The organism is Ignavibacteriota bacterium (assembly GCA_016212665.1).
GTDB lineage: Bacteria > Bacteroidota > Ignavibacteria > UBA10030 > SZUA-254 > FW602-bin19.
Genome location: JACREZ010000026.1, coordinates 45,815 through 62,236, shown reverse-complemented (window position 1 = coordinate 62,236; position 16,422 = coordinate 45,815). Strand labels below are relative to the sequence as shown.

Sequence of the window (16,422 nt, the reverse complement as noted above, 5' to 3'; positions counted from 1 at the left end):
GGTACTATTTGTATTCGCATCAATGTGAAAAGTTCTATTTTCCTGATATTTCACCCATCCGGTGAATTCGTCTAACAGTCATACGCGTTATTGTTCAATAGGTTACATGATTATTGGGGTGTCTATAGCGGGGATAAGGATACTTGGTGCCGTATGACGGTAGTACCAACAATCTAGCGAAACTCATAAGATGGGACGACTTGACGAGGAATGCAGATTTAATTGAGGCAAAGCATCTGTTTTTTATTATGGATGCTTGTTATGGTGGCTTAGCAATTACACGGCATCTCAGCCCTGGTGCAACTCGTTTCCTAAAAGATATGTTGCTGCGCCACACTCGTCAAGTTCTTACTGCAGGTAAGGCCGACGAGCAGGTCTCAGACGCTGGAGGTCCACTTCCTGAGCATTCTGTATTCACTGGGCACCTTCTTGAAGCACTTCAAGGAAAGGGAGCTGATTCAGCTGGTATAATTACCGCGAATGGTGTTATGGCGTATGTCTATCAAATGGTTGCTCGCGACAGAGATTCACATCAAACACCACACTTTGGTTATCTGGACGGTGACGGGGATTTCATTTTTTCCGCGCCACAGCTCACTACTCTCCAAAAAGCAGAACAGGAGGATGAAGATTTACTTATTTCAATCCCTGCCGTACTCACGCAGAACAATACTGAGAAACATATGACAGTCATCGAACAAACAAAGGAACTCTTAAGCGATGAGAGACATAGAATAGAATTGAACGATCTCGTTTCAAAACAAATCAGAGAAGTTTTATCTCGAACTGCAGACGACAATTTCCCAGTAACGAGCGAATGGTCGCCAGACCAACTCATTCAGAGATTAGGTGCTTATGAATCTGCACTTTCTGAATTATCTAATGTGCAAGCTCTTGTTGCCTACTGGGGAACAACTATACACCGAGAAATACTAACACTACCAATTCGTCGGCTCAGCAGCAGACTTGGTGCAACCTCTGGCAAGGTTGTATGGATCGGTCTCCGATGGTATCCTAATCTTTTTCTAATGTACAAATGTGGCATCGCAGCCTTAGCAGCAGGAAATCATGCTAACTTAAAAACCATTTTTGATACACGAATCTCCGATCCTGATAGATATAAACAGGAGACAACGGCTATTCTTGCTATTACATCAGGCATTTCAGAAACTGTTGATAATTTCAAACATATCCCTGGCCGCGAAAGGAACTATACTCCAAGGAGCGAACATTTGTTCAAAGTCCTTCAACCAGACCTTGACGATCTTTTTTTTCTTAGCACAGATTACGAGACTCTCTTTGATAGATTTGAATTACTCTATGCTCTTGAATATGCACATCAATCTAAAATAGCTTGGGGGCCCGTCGGGCGCTTTGGTTGGAAACACCGAAGAGGCTCTGGAAGTCCATTCAATCAACTTGTCAACGAAGCATCAACACAGGGAAATAAATGGGACCTTCTTAATGCGGGATTTTTCGGCGGTTCAATTGAGCGTTTTCAGGAAATTTCTAAACAATATTCGGATAATATCTTGAATCGTTTAGGTTGGTATTAACAAATCGCGGCAGTAGCGTCTAAAAATTTTTCTTGGGTGTCACGGTCCATGAGACTGTCCGAGAACTAGGTTTTTCGAAAATAATATTTCGATTCTGAATTGTTTTCAATAGTCGAAACACAAAAACAGGTAGTTCTCGGACACTCTCCCACACCGTGACACGAACGGTTGGGTCACGGAATGGCCTCATGCCAAAGGTTTACAACTCGTACCTACGGTATCGTAGATAGAGCAGACAAGCGTGACCTCCGGGTAAAGTTCGAGGAGTGCTAAATCCTTGTAACTCAACTGCAATCTTCTTACATTTTCAACGCCATGAAGAAATATTCAATCTATGCAGATACATCGGTCTTTGGCGGATGTTTCGATGTTGAGTTTGAGAAGGAGAGCAAAAAACTCTTTGCTGAAGTAACAGAAGGAAAGTTTGCATTGGTGATTTCAACGACGACCTTACGAGAGCTTCATAAGGCGCCTCAACGCGTTCAAATGGTGCTTTCAGAGTTACCACCTCAATTTATAGAATTCATAGAGTTTACTGAGGAAATAGGATTTCTTCGAGATAAGTATCTTGAAGCGGGAATTTTATCACCATCATCTATCTCCGATGCAGAGCATATAGCAACCGCTTCTGTCGCACAAGTAGATTTTGTCGTAAGTTGGAACTTCAAACACATAGTACATTTTGAAAAGATTCAGTCATTCCAGGCAGTGAATTTGCTTTACGGTTATAAGCCAATTAATATTTACTCACCAAAAGAAGTTGTCGAGTTATGAAGAAAGAAAAAGAATTTGATTGCGTTCAAATGAAATGGGACATACAGCAAATAATTCAGCAGGAATATGAAAACATCGAAGATATACAGGCACACAACCATCAGATTTCTGTTGTGCTTGCTAACCCGATTTTAGGTCCGTTCATGAAAAAGATAAGCAAAAAGAAAAACAGAGCGGAAAGTAATTTCATGTAATAAAGTCTCGTTCCCGAGGCTCCAATAAGTTATCAGCGTGGGAATATAGCAAAGGTTTACAACTCGTCTACGGTATCGTAGATAGAGCAGACAGGCGTGACCTCCAAGTGAAACTCACCTCAAACGTTCTCTATCTCTGAACTCATCGTCATCGCTTTTACAGGTTCAATCATCCCTTCTCCATTTTCCGGTTTAAGTTTCGTCTCTTTCGAGAGATAAGAATAAATCGCGGGAATAACGTACAGCGTTAATACGCCGGAGAAAATCATTCCACCGACGACGGCGATACCCATTGAGACGCGGCTTTCGGAACCGGCGCCAAGTCCGAGAGCGATTGGTAAGATGCCGAGAATGGTCGAGAGACTCGTCATCAAAATCGGACGGAAGCGGGCAGAGGCGGCGCTCTTGACCGCTTCCATTTTGGAAAGTCCTGTCGCCTTTCGTTGGTTGGCAAACTCCACAATCAAAATTCCGTTCTTCGTTACCAAACCAATCAGCATCACTAATCCAATCTGACTGAAGATGTTGAACGTTTGACTGAAATACCAGAGCGACAGAAACGCTCCGGCAACCGCAAGCGGCACAGTGAACATGATGATGAACGGGTCACGGAAACTTTCAAATTGAGCGGCAAGGATGAGATAGGTGAGTGCGAGCGCAAGCAGGAACACGAATAGGAGACTTGATGAACTTTCGGCAAAGTCGCGAGCCGCGCCGGCGAGCGAAGTCGAGAACGATTCATCCAACACTTTATGAGAAATTTCATCCATCGCTTTGATGCCATCGCTGAGCGAGTAACCGGGTGCGAGTCCGGCAGAAACTGTTGCGGCAATGTAGCGGTTGAACCTGTACAACTGCGGCGGATTCGCATTCTCTTCAACAGTCACAACATTATCGAGTTGAATCAATTGTCCCTGCCGGTTGCGGATGAAAATGGATTTCAAATCGAGTGGCTCGTCGCGGTTCTCTCTTGTCAGTTGACCGATGACCTGATATTGCTTTCCGTCTTTGATGAAATATCCGTACCGCTGACCTGCGAGTGTAAGTTGTAACGCCTGTGCAATATCGCTGACAGAAATACCGAGCGAGCGTGCGCGGTCACGTTTGATTTCAATAACCAACTCCGGCTTGTTGAATTTCAAATTGACATCCGAAATGCTGAAGACGGGACTGTTATTTACTTCGTCAAGGAAACGGGGGAGCGTCTCTCGTAACTTTTCCAGATTCGGCGCTTGAAGAACGTACTGAACCGGAAGTCCGAATCGTGCCGCGCCGCCGCCAACACTGATGGTTTGCTCTTGCGTTACGATAGTCCTCGCGTCATTTAGTTGCCGCACGGAACGGGACAACTCTTGAGCAATGTCGTTTTGTGAACGTTCTCGTTCATCCGGCGGAACAAGCGTGATAAGTGTTGAGCCCGAATTTGCCGCGCCGGAAAACCCCGATGTGTTTGCCATGACCGCATCAACTTCCGGAACTTTTGAACGCACGAGGTCAATAATGTCGTCCATGTAATTATCCATCCGCTCGAACGATGTTCCTTCCGGGGCGGTGGAAGTTATCCGAACTCGGCTTCTGTCTTCCAACGGTGCAAGTTCTTGCGGAAGAATCAACGACAATCCAACGAGCATCGCACCTGAACCGAGCATAATAACAAAGGCAAGCCAACGTTTCTTCATGAACGAATCGAGAGAATGTTCATACGAAGCAATGAGTTTAACAAAGAACGGTTCGGTTTTATTGTAAAACCAATTGTGCTTGGCGTGTGCTTTAATCAATCGTGCGCTTAACATTGGCGTGAGCGTGAGCGCAACGAATGCGGAAATTGCAACCGAACCGCCAATGACGATGCCGAATTCCTGAAACAGTCGCCCGGTAAATCCTTGCAGAAAAACAATCGGCATGAAGACGGCAATAAGCGCAATGGTTGTTGAGATGACGGCGAAGAAGACTTCCTTCGAACCTTTGAAGCCCGCTTCGATTGGTTCCATTCCGTCTTCAATCTTCGCGAAAATATTTTCGAGGACAACGATCGCGTCGTCCACGACCATCCCGATAGCAAGTACAATTCCAAGCAACGTCAATACGTTGATGGAGAAATCAACCAAGTACATAATGAAGAATGTTCCGATGAGAGAAATCGGAATGGCAAAGACAGGGATGAGCGTCGTTCTCCAATCACGAAGAAAGAGGAAGATAATAAGGACGACGAGTGAGAACGCAGTAATGATTGTTTCTTTCACTTCTTCGATGGATGCACGGATGTAACGGGTTGTATCGAACGCTGTGTTGAGTTCAATATCTTCCGGCAATTCTTTTTTGATTTGTTCGATGCGGCGATAAAATTCATCGGCGATGGCGATATGATTTGAGCCGGGTTGCGGAACAACAGCGATGGCAACACGAGGACCGTTCAATCCTTTTGAGACAGTTCGCTCGTTTTCAGGACCGAGTTCAGCAAATCCAATATCTCGCAAACGAATGATTTGTCCGTCCTGTTCACGAATAATGAGATTGTTAAACTCATCAACTGTTTGAAGTCGGCTTAACGTTCGTACGCTCAGTTCGACATCGTTTCCTTCGATGCGTCCGGCAGGCAATTCAAGATTTTCTGCATTCAACGCGCTTCGGACATCGAGTGCGGTAATTTGGTACGCCGCAAGTTTTGCAGGGTTCATCCAAAGACGCATTGCGTAGCGCTTTTCTCCGAAGATACGAACCTCACTGACGCCATTAATAGTCTGTAATCGTTCTTTGAAAATCCTGTCAGCGATGTTGCTCAGTTCTAACAAGTTTCGCGTTCCACTGCTGATGTTCATGATAACTATCGGAGAAGCATCGGCATCAGCTTTTGCAACGACGGGCGGGTCGGCATCCGGCGGAAGGTTCCCGACTGCGCCTGCGACTTTATCTCGCACATCGTTTGCGGCAGTTTCTAAATTTACTTCTAACTCGAATTCAATCGTGATGGAACTTCTTCCATCGCGGCTTGTGGAATTGATGGAACGAATTCCCGGCACACTACTGATGGCATCTTCAAGCCGTTCAGTAATCTGCGATTCAATCACGTCCGCGTTCGCACCGGGATAACTCGTGTTGACATTGATGATGGCAGGGTCAACATTCGGATACTCACGCACTCCGAGATAGGTGAAGCCGATGATTCCAAACAAAAGAATGACAACCGACAAAACGATTGTCATTACTGGTCGTTTAATGCAAATGGAGGAGAGACTCACGTTCAGTTTCCTTTTTCAATACGAGTTACTTTTGGAGAGGACGGACATCCATCCCTGAACGTAGTTGTAAGAGCGCGGAGGTGATGATGGTATCCCCCGCTTGTAATCCTTGTACTACTTCCACGCGTTCATCGCCCCGGTTTCCGAGTTCGATTACTCTCTCGATTGCTTTGCCATTTTCACACACAAACACTTTGTGGCGTTTGAGCTCAGGAATCACAGCATACGACGGAATAGTTAAACTCTCCTTCGCTTGTAATTGAACCTCCACGTTTGCAAATCCGCCGGGGACTAAATCTCCATCGCTGTTCGGGCTGGCGGCACGAATGCGAAGTGTACGCGTTGCCGGGTCAATCTTTGGTGCGATTGCATAGACGGAGCCGGAAAACTTTTTCGTTGTTCCTTGAACGGTAAAAAATATTTTATCTCCATTCTTGATTTCCGAAGAATATTTTTCCGGGAACGTGAAATCAATTTTTACCGTACTGTAATCCTGCAACGTCGTTATGATTGTTGTCGGAGAGAGATAACTTCCTTCACTCACATATCTCAATCCGATATTGCCATCGAACGGAGCAAAGATTTCGGTTTTATCAAGTTGCGCTTTGACTAATTGAACTTCTGCCTTGACTACGTTTAACTCGTTAATGGTCCCATCAAACTCTTGTTGACTCAGTAAGTTCTTTTCAAAGAGTTGATGTTGACGCTCTTGCTGTTGTTCGGCTAATTTCAACCGGGATTGTGCAGAAAGAAGTCGTGCCTGCAATTCATCGTCATTGATTTTAATGAGGACATCTCCTTTGTTGACTTTGGTTCCTTCTGTAAACAATATCTTTTCAATTTTGCCCGATATTTCACTCCGTATTTCTACTTCTTCGTTTGAAAGAATTGTTCCGACCGTTTGCACCCGCTCACTGAATGATTCCGGCTGAACAACGACAAATTCAACTGAGATTTGCTGTGCAGGTTTATTGTTGCGGGAATCAGAAGCATTCGCGATTTCATTCGATGAATCGGATATGAAATATTTCCAAGCGACGAGAGCGATGAATATTCCTGCGATGATAATGAGGTTTCGGGTTGTTGAAGTCATAACTGAAATGAATAAATGAGAACTAATTTCTCTTACGGAAAAACAAAACGAGAATTGACCGTGAATGATTGTCTGAAAAGCACGGGATGAAATTAGCCAAAGAAGGAGTGAAATACAAATGTATTGACAGTCTAATTTTATTCTGAAAATTGTAAACTATCCGCTTAAAAATAAAAATACATTGATGCTTTTCATTACAAAGATTTGTCTTTCGTAGAAGATATTCTTACAATTGCACACTATTCATGTTTGTTCCTCACAGAACAAACCGTTCAAACAAGATTAATGTTAACTTATTGAGGTAATAATGAAGCGAGTGCATAGTAATGTTGTCATTATCATGATTTTTGTTCTTAGTGTTTGGGGAAGTGGAGAAATAAAAAGTAAGTCCACATCTTCTCGCAAAAAGGATGTTTCACAGGTAGCCGGAACTCCTCGTGCGACATTAGTCAACATCAACAACATTTCTATGTGGGTTGGCGATGACGGGCGAATGGAACGAAGACCACAGGATGATAATTCCGGTGTTACGTTTCCAAGAGGAACTGCCACGGCGGTGTATGCCGGTGGATTAGTATGGGCAGGAAAGGTCAGCGATAGTAGTAGTGTGATTCTACGAGTAGGAGGTCAGACTTATAATTATGGAACGGTTCCGGGGAGAATAGTTTCCAAAGGTGTTGCTGAATCTCCAAGTGACTCGACTGTGCGAATATATCGAGTCCGACGAGATTGGAATACTGCTGATTTATCAAAAGACGCTGCAGAGCTATATGATGTTAAGTATGATTCTGTAACTCAAGCAATGATTGATGGAGTTCGTGAACAGTACAAAAAAGATTGGCTTGAATGGCCCTGGCAAAAAGGAGCGCCATATTACGACAGGAATTATAACGGAGTATATGACCCTGAAACATCAGCTGTTTACAACTCATCGAAGGATGAACCCGGATGTGCAAATGCTGATCAGGTAGTTTGGTTTGTTGCCAATGATTTGAGGGCATCGGCAACTTCAGGGCTCTACGGCTCACCTCCGATAGGTATTGAAATGCAAGTTACCTGCTGGGCTTATAACCGGACTGACCAATTGGCAAATGTCATCTTTCAACGATACAGATTGATATATAAAGGAACGGCGACAACACCCTCCAATGCAAAAATAGATTCAATGTATCTTGCAAAGTGGTCCGACCCCGATTTGGGAAATTATGGTGATGATTACGCCGGATGTAATGTGCCATTATCATTAGGATACGTTTATAATGCGCAAGCATCTGATAATGAATATCAGAAATTTGGTCTTCCCCCTCCAGCTATAGGGTATGATTTGTTACAGGGTCCTATTGTTCCATATAGCGGGCTAACTGCTCGGTTTGATTTCGGCTACCGTCAGGGATTTACAAATTTACCTATGACTTCATTTGCATATTTTGCTGCTGGTGGATATGATTCCGACCCAACACTCGGTCAATATGCCGGTACACTTCAGTGGTGGAATTTAATTAGAGGATTCAGACCGCGCCCGATTACACCGGAAGAACCTCACATTGATCCGACAACCAATCAGCCGACAAAATATACACTTTCCGGTGACCCAATTACGTTACGCGGATGGATAGATGGTAGAAGAGATTCTCCGAGTGACCGTCGAATTGTTCTCGCATCAGGACCATTTACGATGGCTCTCGGTGATACACAGGAAGTAGTTGTTGCTCTCATTGGCGGTAAAGGATTCGACCACCTCAACAGCGTTTCTGTTTTGAAGTCGAATGATGAAGCAGTTCAATACTTTTATGATTTCATGTTTTCAACTCCCTTTTCTACTATCCCGACTGCATCAGCACGAACGGTTTTCAGTCTCGGTCAACCAACGATAGTAAAAGTTCAAGCGAATGTTGATACGACTTCAGTACAATCGGTTGGAGTAATTATAAAACAATACAATGGTTTTTATGTTGCATCAGGCCAGTTGTATGATGATGGTTTACACGATGATGAAAATGCTGGCGACCATATCTATGGAAATTCGATTCTCGTGAATCAACAAGAAGAAGGATTGTATATGAATTTAAACGTTTCATATAATGATAATTCAAGCTACACATGGCAACATGTTGCTGATGATATTACTACAGCCGGACCATTGACAGTTGCAGCAGGTAATATTGTCTCTGATAATATCAATGGCGATGGTGTAGCAAATCCGGGTGAAAATATCCGGTATCTATTAACATTTCAAAATGCATCCTCAGTAAATTTAAGTAACCTTCGAGTTAGTCCATCGTGGGAACCAAGGTATAGAATACTGACAGTTCCTGAAGTCGAAAATAATTCAAGTTATTCGATGGTTTACAATTTGAACGATGATTCATCATATTTCATTTTAAATGTTCCGCCGGATTATGATAGTTCGATGTTGAGCATGGATGTTATTATTCGGGATGATAAGCGAAATGTATGGAGACAAACTTTTAGCTTTCCTGTGCAGGATATACCGTTCAGAATTTTTTCATCTCCGCAAGTCCACACACAAGGGACGGGTGCATGGGCATTCGATGTAAGAGTTGTAAATCCTTCTGATGTTAAAGACCATGAATATCTAATTTCCATTGTTGACTCAATTGATACACTCTCCAATCAAGGATTTAATCTGACTGATATTTCTGAGGGGAGGGACTTACTCCTGAATCAACCGTTTCCTGATGATATTGGGCATGGTACTCCTGCTATTGATGGATTTAAATTGTTCAGGGGAAAAAATTGGGGAAGGAAAGGAGGACTGAGTCACGATTCAACCAGATGGATTTCGGACTTCCCACAGTGGATTCAGGGCTCAGGGCATTTCCTTGGACCTTATGCAGTTTTTAATTTTGGTGTTGCACCTGGATTTAGTGTTAGTTCTTATATTGCAAGAATTAATTCTGTTTTCGATACAACTAATAATTACATAGTTGAAGTGAAATTCGATTCTACTCAAAAACAGAAAGCATACCGCCTACGACAGGCAGGAACTGGAAGAGGATTTATTATTCAACCAGAAACCTCATTTACGGAGGTTCCATTTTCAGTTTGGGACCATCGTGTCCATTTCGGCAAACGTCAATTGACTATGGCATGGTTTGATTTTAGAAATGATGGTTTATGGCAACATTTCGAACCTATTTTCATTTATGACGAAGAATATGATTCAACCGGAACGAATCAATTTTCGATGCCACCCAACGCGATCGAAGAAGAATTGACTGTCGGCTCGAAAGCAACAATTATGTACATACTTTCGTTGCGTACGATAACAGGTCATGTTCAGAATGAAAGCCCCGGCACATTAGTCATCTATCCATATCAGGCTCTGACCTCTGATGACAGATTTGTATTTAACCCGACCGTTGTTGGCATACAAGAAAACGCTCAACCATCGGAATTCAAACTCCACCAGAATTATCCCAATCCGTTTAATCCTGTTACAACGATTGCATTTGAACTCCCCAATCGTTCAGTTGTATCGTTGAAAATTTATAACATTCTCGGTCAGTTGGTGGCAAACATAGTTGACCAAAAAGAATTTGAAGTAGGTCAACATCAAATTCCATTTGACGCAACTAATTTTGCTTCAGGAGTTTACTTCTACAAACTTGAAGTAAGTCATGGGAATAACGTTAGTAAACCTGAATCGTTTGTTTCTATTAAAAAGATGCTGATAATCAAATAATATCGGGATTGAAGTCGTGAAACCAGTATAACAAAATGCTGAATACCTGTGCGAGGACAGATATTCAGCATTTTTTTATTCAAATAAATCAAATATGAAAACAGTTCAAACTCTCTGCTTTTATTGTTGTCGTAATTATCGTAGCGTTGCAATCAGTTTCCGATATCCTTCTGGAAGTAAAAATAAATCGTAGGAATGAAACATAATATCAATAAGTTGGAAAATCACACCACCGACAACGAGGCTACCATCATGGTTTGAGGAGTTGGTGCTATCAATGTTGCTAAAAATTACTGTAGAGATAATTCGAAGTTTTCACGCTGAGGCAATAGTTGTTTATCTTCTTTTTATCATTTTTGTAAATGCAGAATACTCCAACATCTGTGTTGCAAGGTCGAGTGGGTAGGTGACGTTAATATCAACAATGGTTGCCTCGGGGTTCATCACCGGTTCAAGTTTCGGCATGACAAATCCGGTGTATGCGGGCGCATCAAGTTTCTTCGCACGTTCCTGAACTTCGTCCCGAAGTTTTGTATCAACCTTCAATCCATATTTGTCAATCAATTCTTTCGCCGCTTTCAAATCTCCTTCTGCTTTGATGCGCATGAGTTCTGCAAGAAGTTCTCCGGCTGATGCGCGGGCTTTGTCGTAGTCAACGATATGATAAAATGTTTTTCCATCTTTCGTTTCGACGTTGACCGCATCGGAATTTTGTATGATGTAATGAGCAATGAGTTGCCTGTCCTTCATGTGGTCTTCTTCGAGTTGCTCACTGTTGCCGATACGACGAAGTTGTGTAAGTCCGACACGAATTGCTTGTTGAAACATCGTCTCACCGATATTTCTCGCTTCAGTCGCATCCTTCGCAATTCCTATCTCCACGAGTTTTTCATCCCAGCCATTCCACAATGCAACCAAATCGGCACGGGCTTCTTCAAGCGTGTTGTAATATCCCGGAAGAAATTCCGATGGGTCTTTCCCCTGTAATTTCGGGCTGACCGCGCCCGAACCATGACCAATCACTTCGTGCATTGCTGTGTGAAGATTATCGGCAATCGAGCCATATTTTTCCTGGTTCTCAATTTCTTGCTGGTCGAATGCAAACTCTTTCAACAAATCTTTCCCGCTTGATTTATCATACGCATCAACAATGTTATGAAGCAATACGCTTTTGCTTCCATACAGTTCGCGAATTGCCTGCTCATTCGGAAGATTGATGCCGATAGGAGAGACGGGTCCGGTTCCGCCTGTTTCAATCGTTACGTTGATGACGTTTGCAATGGGAGATTTATCAATCTTCTTTTTGTATTCAGATTTCCACGGCGCTTTGTCTTCAAAGTATTGAGCGTACGTTGCAAGATTCTGCATCATTTTTGTCTGCTCAGGGTCGGTGTAAAATACGGACGCTTCAAACTCTGCCTTTTGTCCGCGCGGGTCAAGATATACTTCGATGAATCCAAAAATAAAATCAACCGTCGAACTATCCTTCACCCAATGGATATTAAACTCGCGGAAGTCATCCAAATTCCCGGTCTTCAAATATGTAATCAACTTGCTCACGGTTCCCGCCTGATGTTCCGATGCCGCGTATGGAATTGCTTTCTCCAAATATGAAATTGCCGCGTTCAAATCTGCCGCGTACATTCCCGGCTCAATCCCATCGCCGCCAGCGCGCCAGACTTTCTCGACAATCTTTCCATGTTCTTTAACAACTTTCGAGTTGAGCGCTTGTTTCTCGTTCTTCTTCGCCCATTGTTCGACTTCTTTGTAGGATAAGTTATCTCCATAGAAATTAACGGCGCTTCCTTTTATCCAATCATCGCCGGGAGTTTTGTTCGTGAGCATTGGTTGATACGCTGCATCGAAAATGATTGGTTTCAATCGCTCCAATTTTTGTTCAAGTGTTTCATTTCCAAGTTCGAATTGTGCGCCGTTCTTTTCTGCAATTGACACAGCAGATTTGAATTCATCGAACGAACATTCGGGTACAAATTTCTTCGAAGTGAGGTTATCATAGGAACCGTTGTTAATCCAAAACATTTTTAGGTATGTAGTGATTTTTCCAAGTAGTGCCGCATCAATTCCGGTAGAGTGTGTATAAACCTGTTCAAACAATTCCCGGACTTCCAATCCATTCGGGTGGTGCTGGTCAATTGCAATATCCCGCGCGGCGATGCTTGCCATGCTGAGGTAGTACGCGAAGATTTTTTCTTTTGAGGTCAGTTGTTCAAATCCGTCCGCATACACTTGTACAACCTGGGCAGGTCCTACACGTTCAAGGGCGTATTTGCGTGTATCCTCTTGTTGTTGTTGGTTTGAGTTGGTGGTAGTGGTTTGTTTTTTTGAACATCCGAGAAGAGCCATAGTCAAAATGATAAAAAGGGTGAAAAGTTTCGTATTCATGGTTGAGTTGAATTTTGTGTGAGTAAAAATGCGGTGCAAAAATACGGAAAAGGAAGGGAAGGACAAAAACGAGGTTACAGGTTACAGGTTACGGGTTACTTTTGTTGCGTAACCTGTAACCTGTAACCAGACGAAGTTTACTTCAGTTCGCTCGCCTTCTCGACCAACTTGATAAATTCAGAACGGTAGCCCTCAAGGTCTTCACCCTTCGCTCCGTTTGCAAGACGGACGACGTGTCGGAACGAAGCATCACCTTTGAATTTGGAATTTCTCAGCAACATTCCGAACTCTGCAACTGCCGCCGCCCACCGGAAGTTGTCAGAGGTCTCATCAAAATCGAGCGTTACATCGCGCAATGGAAATTGCATCAGTTGACTTGCTGACGCATCAGGTTCTTTGTATCTCAGTTTGATGGTCAACAGTTCATTGGTCTCTTCAGCAAACTTTTTGACTTTATTCTTCTGATAGCGCAATGTGTCCACATCGAGCAACTGAACATCCTCATCATCTTCGGGAACGATTTCGTACAGTGCCGTCACGGTATGCCCTGAACCAAGTTCGCCTGCATCTTTCGTGTCGTCATGGAAATCTTCTTTCCTCAACAACCGGTTTTCGTAACCGATGAGCCGGTACGATTTCACTTTTGCAGGATTGAATTCAATTTGAATCTTCACATCCTTCGCAATGGTATATAATGTTCCGGTCAACTGCTGGACAAACACTTTTCTTGCTTCATCAATATTATCAATGTACGAGTAGTTGCCGTTTCCTTTGTCGGCAAGTTTTTCCATTTTTGAATCTTTCAAGTTGCCCGTACCAAAGCCAAGCACGGAAAGAAACACGCCCTTGTTTCGCTTCTCTTCAATCATGCGAACAAGTTCTGCATCGTCCGAAACTCCGACATTGAAATCACCATCGGTTGCAAGAATGACACGATTGTTTCCATCCTCAATATAATTTTCCAATGCAGTGTTGTATGCAAGCGCGATTCCCGCTCCGCCTGCAGTTGAACCACCTGCATGCAAGCGGTCAATCGCTTCAAGAATATCATCTTTTCTGTTTCCCTTGGTTGAAGGAAGAACCAATCCCGCACTTCCTGCATAGACGACAATGGAGACTCTATCGTTCTTTCTCAGTTGTTTGACAAGTAACCGAAACGCAGATTGAACTAACGGCAACTTATCGGGACTACTCATCGAACCGGAAACATCAATTAAGAAGACGAGATTGCTTGGTGGCAATTCTTCCGTCTCGATAATTTTTCCCTGCAAGCCAATCAGGAGTAACTTGTTGTCGTTGTTCCAAGGACACTCCGACACTTCCGCATTGATGGAGAAGGGACGAGAACCTTTTGGCTGTGGATAATCGTACTTGAAATAATTAATCATCTCTTCAATGCGCACAGCATCCTTCGGTGGAAGTTGTCCATCGTTCAGGAAGCGACGGATGTTGCTGTACGATGCGTTGTCAACATCAATGGAGAAAGTAGAAAGAGGTGACGATAAAGCGTTGTGGAAAATATTTTCTGTTATCAAATCATATTGTTCAGCACTTCGAACTGAATTCGTTAATACTTCAACAGGAACACCATCAACCACATACTGACCTTCGTTGGAACGACCACTTCGGAGGAAGAGGTTGTTACCTTGCTTCACGACTCCTGATTGAAGTTGTCCTGCATCTCCCACAGTTGGGATATTATCCATTTTCCGAGTGACTGATTTATATGAAGATGAGGATTGGGATTTAATGATTGGTCGATTTGCTGTTACAGTAACTTCCTTCATTTCAAGTGCACTTGATTGCAGTGTAGAAGTCATAAGTGAAATTGATTGATTAGATTCAACTTTTACATCCGTTATTTCAAGAGAAGCGTAGCCGATGTTCGAAATCCTTAAAGAATAAGTCCCGCTGGGAATTCCAATAATAGTATAGTTTCCATGACTATCTGTTACAGCACCGCGCGTAGTTCCAACGAGAACCACAGTAGTGCCTACCAGAGGATTGCCTTGTTCATCAACAACTTTACCTGTAATTCTTCCCGTTATACTTTTTTGGGTTTGCGTCACTGTTGTTTCCGCTTGGTGGACCACAATAGTTTTTACTGTGTCATTAGGTTCAGCAGTTATCATCTTTGTAAGAGAAGAATCTGCAGAAACATTGGCAGTCAGTTTCTTCTTTTGTTGTGACTGACTATCACCCGCAGTCGTTGAAGATGAAGCACTCTGCTCATTGGCTTGATTTTCAGTCTGAACTCTTTTCGATTCAGTAATATTCTGTTCAGATTGTTGAACGCGCTCATTCTCAGTTTGCTGTGGCTGTTCAGGTTTTGAATCCTGCAACAAATACCAAACAACTCCTGCCGCTAAGAGAACAATAAATCCCGCCGCGATGCGATAAATAAGTGAGAATGAAAATCGCTTCTGTTCATTTTGAATATGAACTCCGTTATTTCTGTGGCGGAGTTCAAGCAGGTTGTTCTCTGTTGTGTGGAGACGTGATTCAATTCCCTCAAGCAAATTTTCGGGCGGATGAATCGCGCTCGGCAAGGTTTGTACTCGTTTGATAACAAGTTGAAGTTGACGTAGTTCTTCCGCGCAATGCGGGCAGAGTTGGATGTGTGTCTCGACGAGTTCTTTCTGTTTGTCAGAAAGTGTTCCGTCAATGTAATCGTTCAGGTAATCGAGGATATGGCTGTCGTTCATGATAACACCTTTTTTAAAATTGTTCTTGCTCGGTGAAGTTGTGCTTTGGATGTTCCAGAGGCAATGCCAAGCATGGTTCCGATTTCTTCATGAGAATATCCTTCATGGTCGTGAAGCAGGAGAACAGCGCGTGCCTGTTGTGGAAGAGTGGCGATAGCATCTTCCAGATCTAAGGCAACATCAACAGGCAACGCGGAGTCCTGCATATCGAACGGTTCGAATTCGTCGGTGAATACAACTCGTGCGGCGAGCCGTTTTTCGACACGAAGAAAATCAAGCGTTGTGTTGATTGCAATCCGGTGAATCCATGCGCCGAACGGACTTTCGCCCCGAAAGCTTTTCAACTGTTGCCACGCTTTCACGATTGTTTCCTGAGTTACTGCTTTTGCAAGTTCTGCGTTTGCCAACATGCGTAAACAAACAGCGTACACATGACCGGTATGTTCTTCGCAGAGGTGGATGAACGCCCGACTGTTTCCCGCTTGCGCTTGCCGGAGTAGTTCAGGAAGATGTTGTATCTCCTGTTTCATAAGTAGTTCCATGCTTGTTGCCCTTTCTATCTACATGACGACAGCCACGACGAAAGGGTTTACATCAACAGCAATTTATTTGTAAGATAAGAAAAAAAATAGAGCGGTGAGCGCTGAGCATTGAGAGGTGAGTATGGTAAAACAGAAATCTGTAACCCGTAACCTTTTGACAAGAAATGTATCTTTCAATCGAAAACCGGAAACAGTAAACCGGAAACACGA

General features: G+C 43.3%; 9 protein-coding genes. 4 read left to right on the top strand and 5 right to left on the bottom strand.

The window, feature by feature from the left end:
• The first annotated feature begins 146 nt into the window (after positions 1-146).
• The 3 genes from HY960_09325 (at position 147) to HY960_09315 (ending at position 2,524) form a co-directional block, all read left to right on the top strand.
• A complete protein-coding gene (locus HY960_09325) occupies positions 147-1,556 on the top strand; it encodes a caspase family protein (GenBank protein ID MBI5215943.1) in 1,410 nt (469 codons plus the stop codon).
• A gap of 315 nt (positions 1,557-1,871) precedes the next feature.
• On the top strand, positions 1,872-2,330 hold the full coding sequence (locus tag HY960_09320; GenBank protein ID MBI5215942.1) for a PIN domain protein: 459 nt from the start codon (positions 1,872-1,874) through the stop codon (positions 2,328-2,330).
• Positions 2,327-2,524, top strand: a complete 198-nt coding sequence (locus HY960_09315) for a hypothetical protein (protein ID MBI5215941.1) — start codon at positions 2,327-2,329, stop codon at positions 2,522-2,524. Before HY960_09320 ends, HY960_09315 begins: the two co-directional genes overlap by 4 nt.
• Before the next feature lie 119 nt (positions 2,525-2,643).
• Here HY960_09315 and HY960_09310 read toward each other — a convergent pair whose 3' ends face one another.
• Complete coding sequence (locus HY960_09310) at positions 2,644-5,763, bottom strand: efflux RND transporter permease subunit (GenBank protein MBI5215940.1); 3,120 nt, start codon at positions 5,761-5,763, stop codon at positions 2,644-2,646.
• A 25-nt stretch (positions 5,764-5,788) separates the two neighbouring features.
• A complete protein-coding gene (locus HY960_09305) occupies positions 5,789-6,856 on the bottom strand; it encodes an efflux RND transporter periplasmic adaptor subunit (GenBank protein ID MBI5215939.1) in 1,068 nt (355 codons plus the stop codon).
• A gap of 307 nt (positions 6,857-7,163) precedes the next feature.
• Between HY960_09305 and HY960_09300 the strand changes: the two genes are divergently transcribed.
• On the top strand, positions 7,164-10,562 hold the full coding sequence (locus HY960_09300; protein ID MBI5215938.1) for a T9SS type A sorting domain-containing protein: 3,399 nt from the start codon (positions 7,164-7,166) through the stop codon (positions 10,560-10,562).
• Between the two features lie 336 nt (positions 10,563-10,898).
• Here HY960_09300 and HY960_09295 read toward each other — a convergent pair whose 3' ends face one another.
• The 3 genes from HY960_09295 to HY960_09285 form a co-directional block, all read right to left on the bottom strand.
• Positions 10,899-12,965 (bottom strand): peptidase M49, encoded by a 2,067-nt coding sequence (locus tag HY960_09295; GenBank protein MBI5215937.1) that lies wholly within the window; start codon positions 12,963-12,965, stop codon positions 10,899-10,901.
• Positions 12,966-13,102: 137 nt separating this feature from the next.
• Positions 13,103-15,670, bottom strand: a complete 2,568-nt coding sequence (locus HY960_09290) for a von Willebrand factor type A domain-containing protein (protein ID MBI5215936.1) — start codon at positions 15,668-15,670, stop codon at positions 13,103-13,105.
• Positions 15,667-16,200: an RNA polymerase sigma factor gene (locus tag HY960_09285; protein ID MBI5215935.1), complete on the bottom strand. Its 534-nt coding sequence runs from the start codon at positions 16,198-16,200 to the stop codon at positions 15,667-15,669. The genes HY960_09290 and HY960_09285 overlap by 4 nt, the downstream gene beginning before the upstream one ends.
• Positions 16,201-16,422 lie beyond the last annotated feature (222 nt).

What these genes read in the sequence shown, in the direction of transcription:
- HY960_09315 (MBI5215941.1), top strand. Translation starts at nt 2,327, where the DNA reads ATGAAGAAAGAAAAAGAATTTGATTGCGTTCAAATGAAATGGGACATA.
- HY960_09320 (MBI5215942.1), top strand. Translation starts at nt 1,872, where the DNA reads ATGAAGAAATATTCAATCTATGCAGATACATCGGTCTTTGGCGGATGT.
- HY960_09305 (MBI5215939.1), bottom strand. Translation starts at nt 6,856, where the DNA reads ATGACTTCAACAACCCGAAACCTCATTATCATCGCAGGAATATTCATC.
- HY960_09285 (MBI5215935.1), bottom strand. Translation starts at nt 16,200, where the DNA reads ATGAAACAGGAGATACAACATCTTCCTGAACTACTCCGGCAAGCGCAA.
- HY960_09290 (MBI5215936.1), bottom strand. Translation starts at nt 15,670, where the DNA reads ATGAACGACAGCCATATCCTCGATTACCTGAACGATTACATTGACGGA.
- HY960_09295 (MBI5215937.1), bottom strand. Translation starts at nt 12,965, where the DNA reads ATGAATACGAAACTTTTCACCCTTTTTATCATTTTGACTATGGCTCTT.
- HY960_09300 (MBI5215938.1), top strand. Translation starts at nt 7,164, where the DNA reads ATGAAGCGAGTGCATAGTAATGTTGTCATTATCATGATTTTTGTTCTT.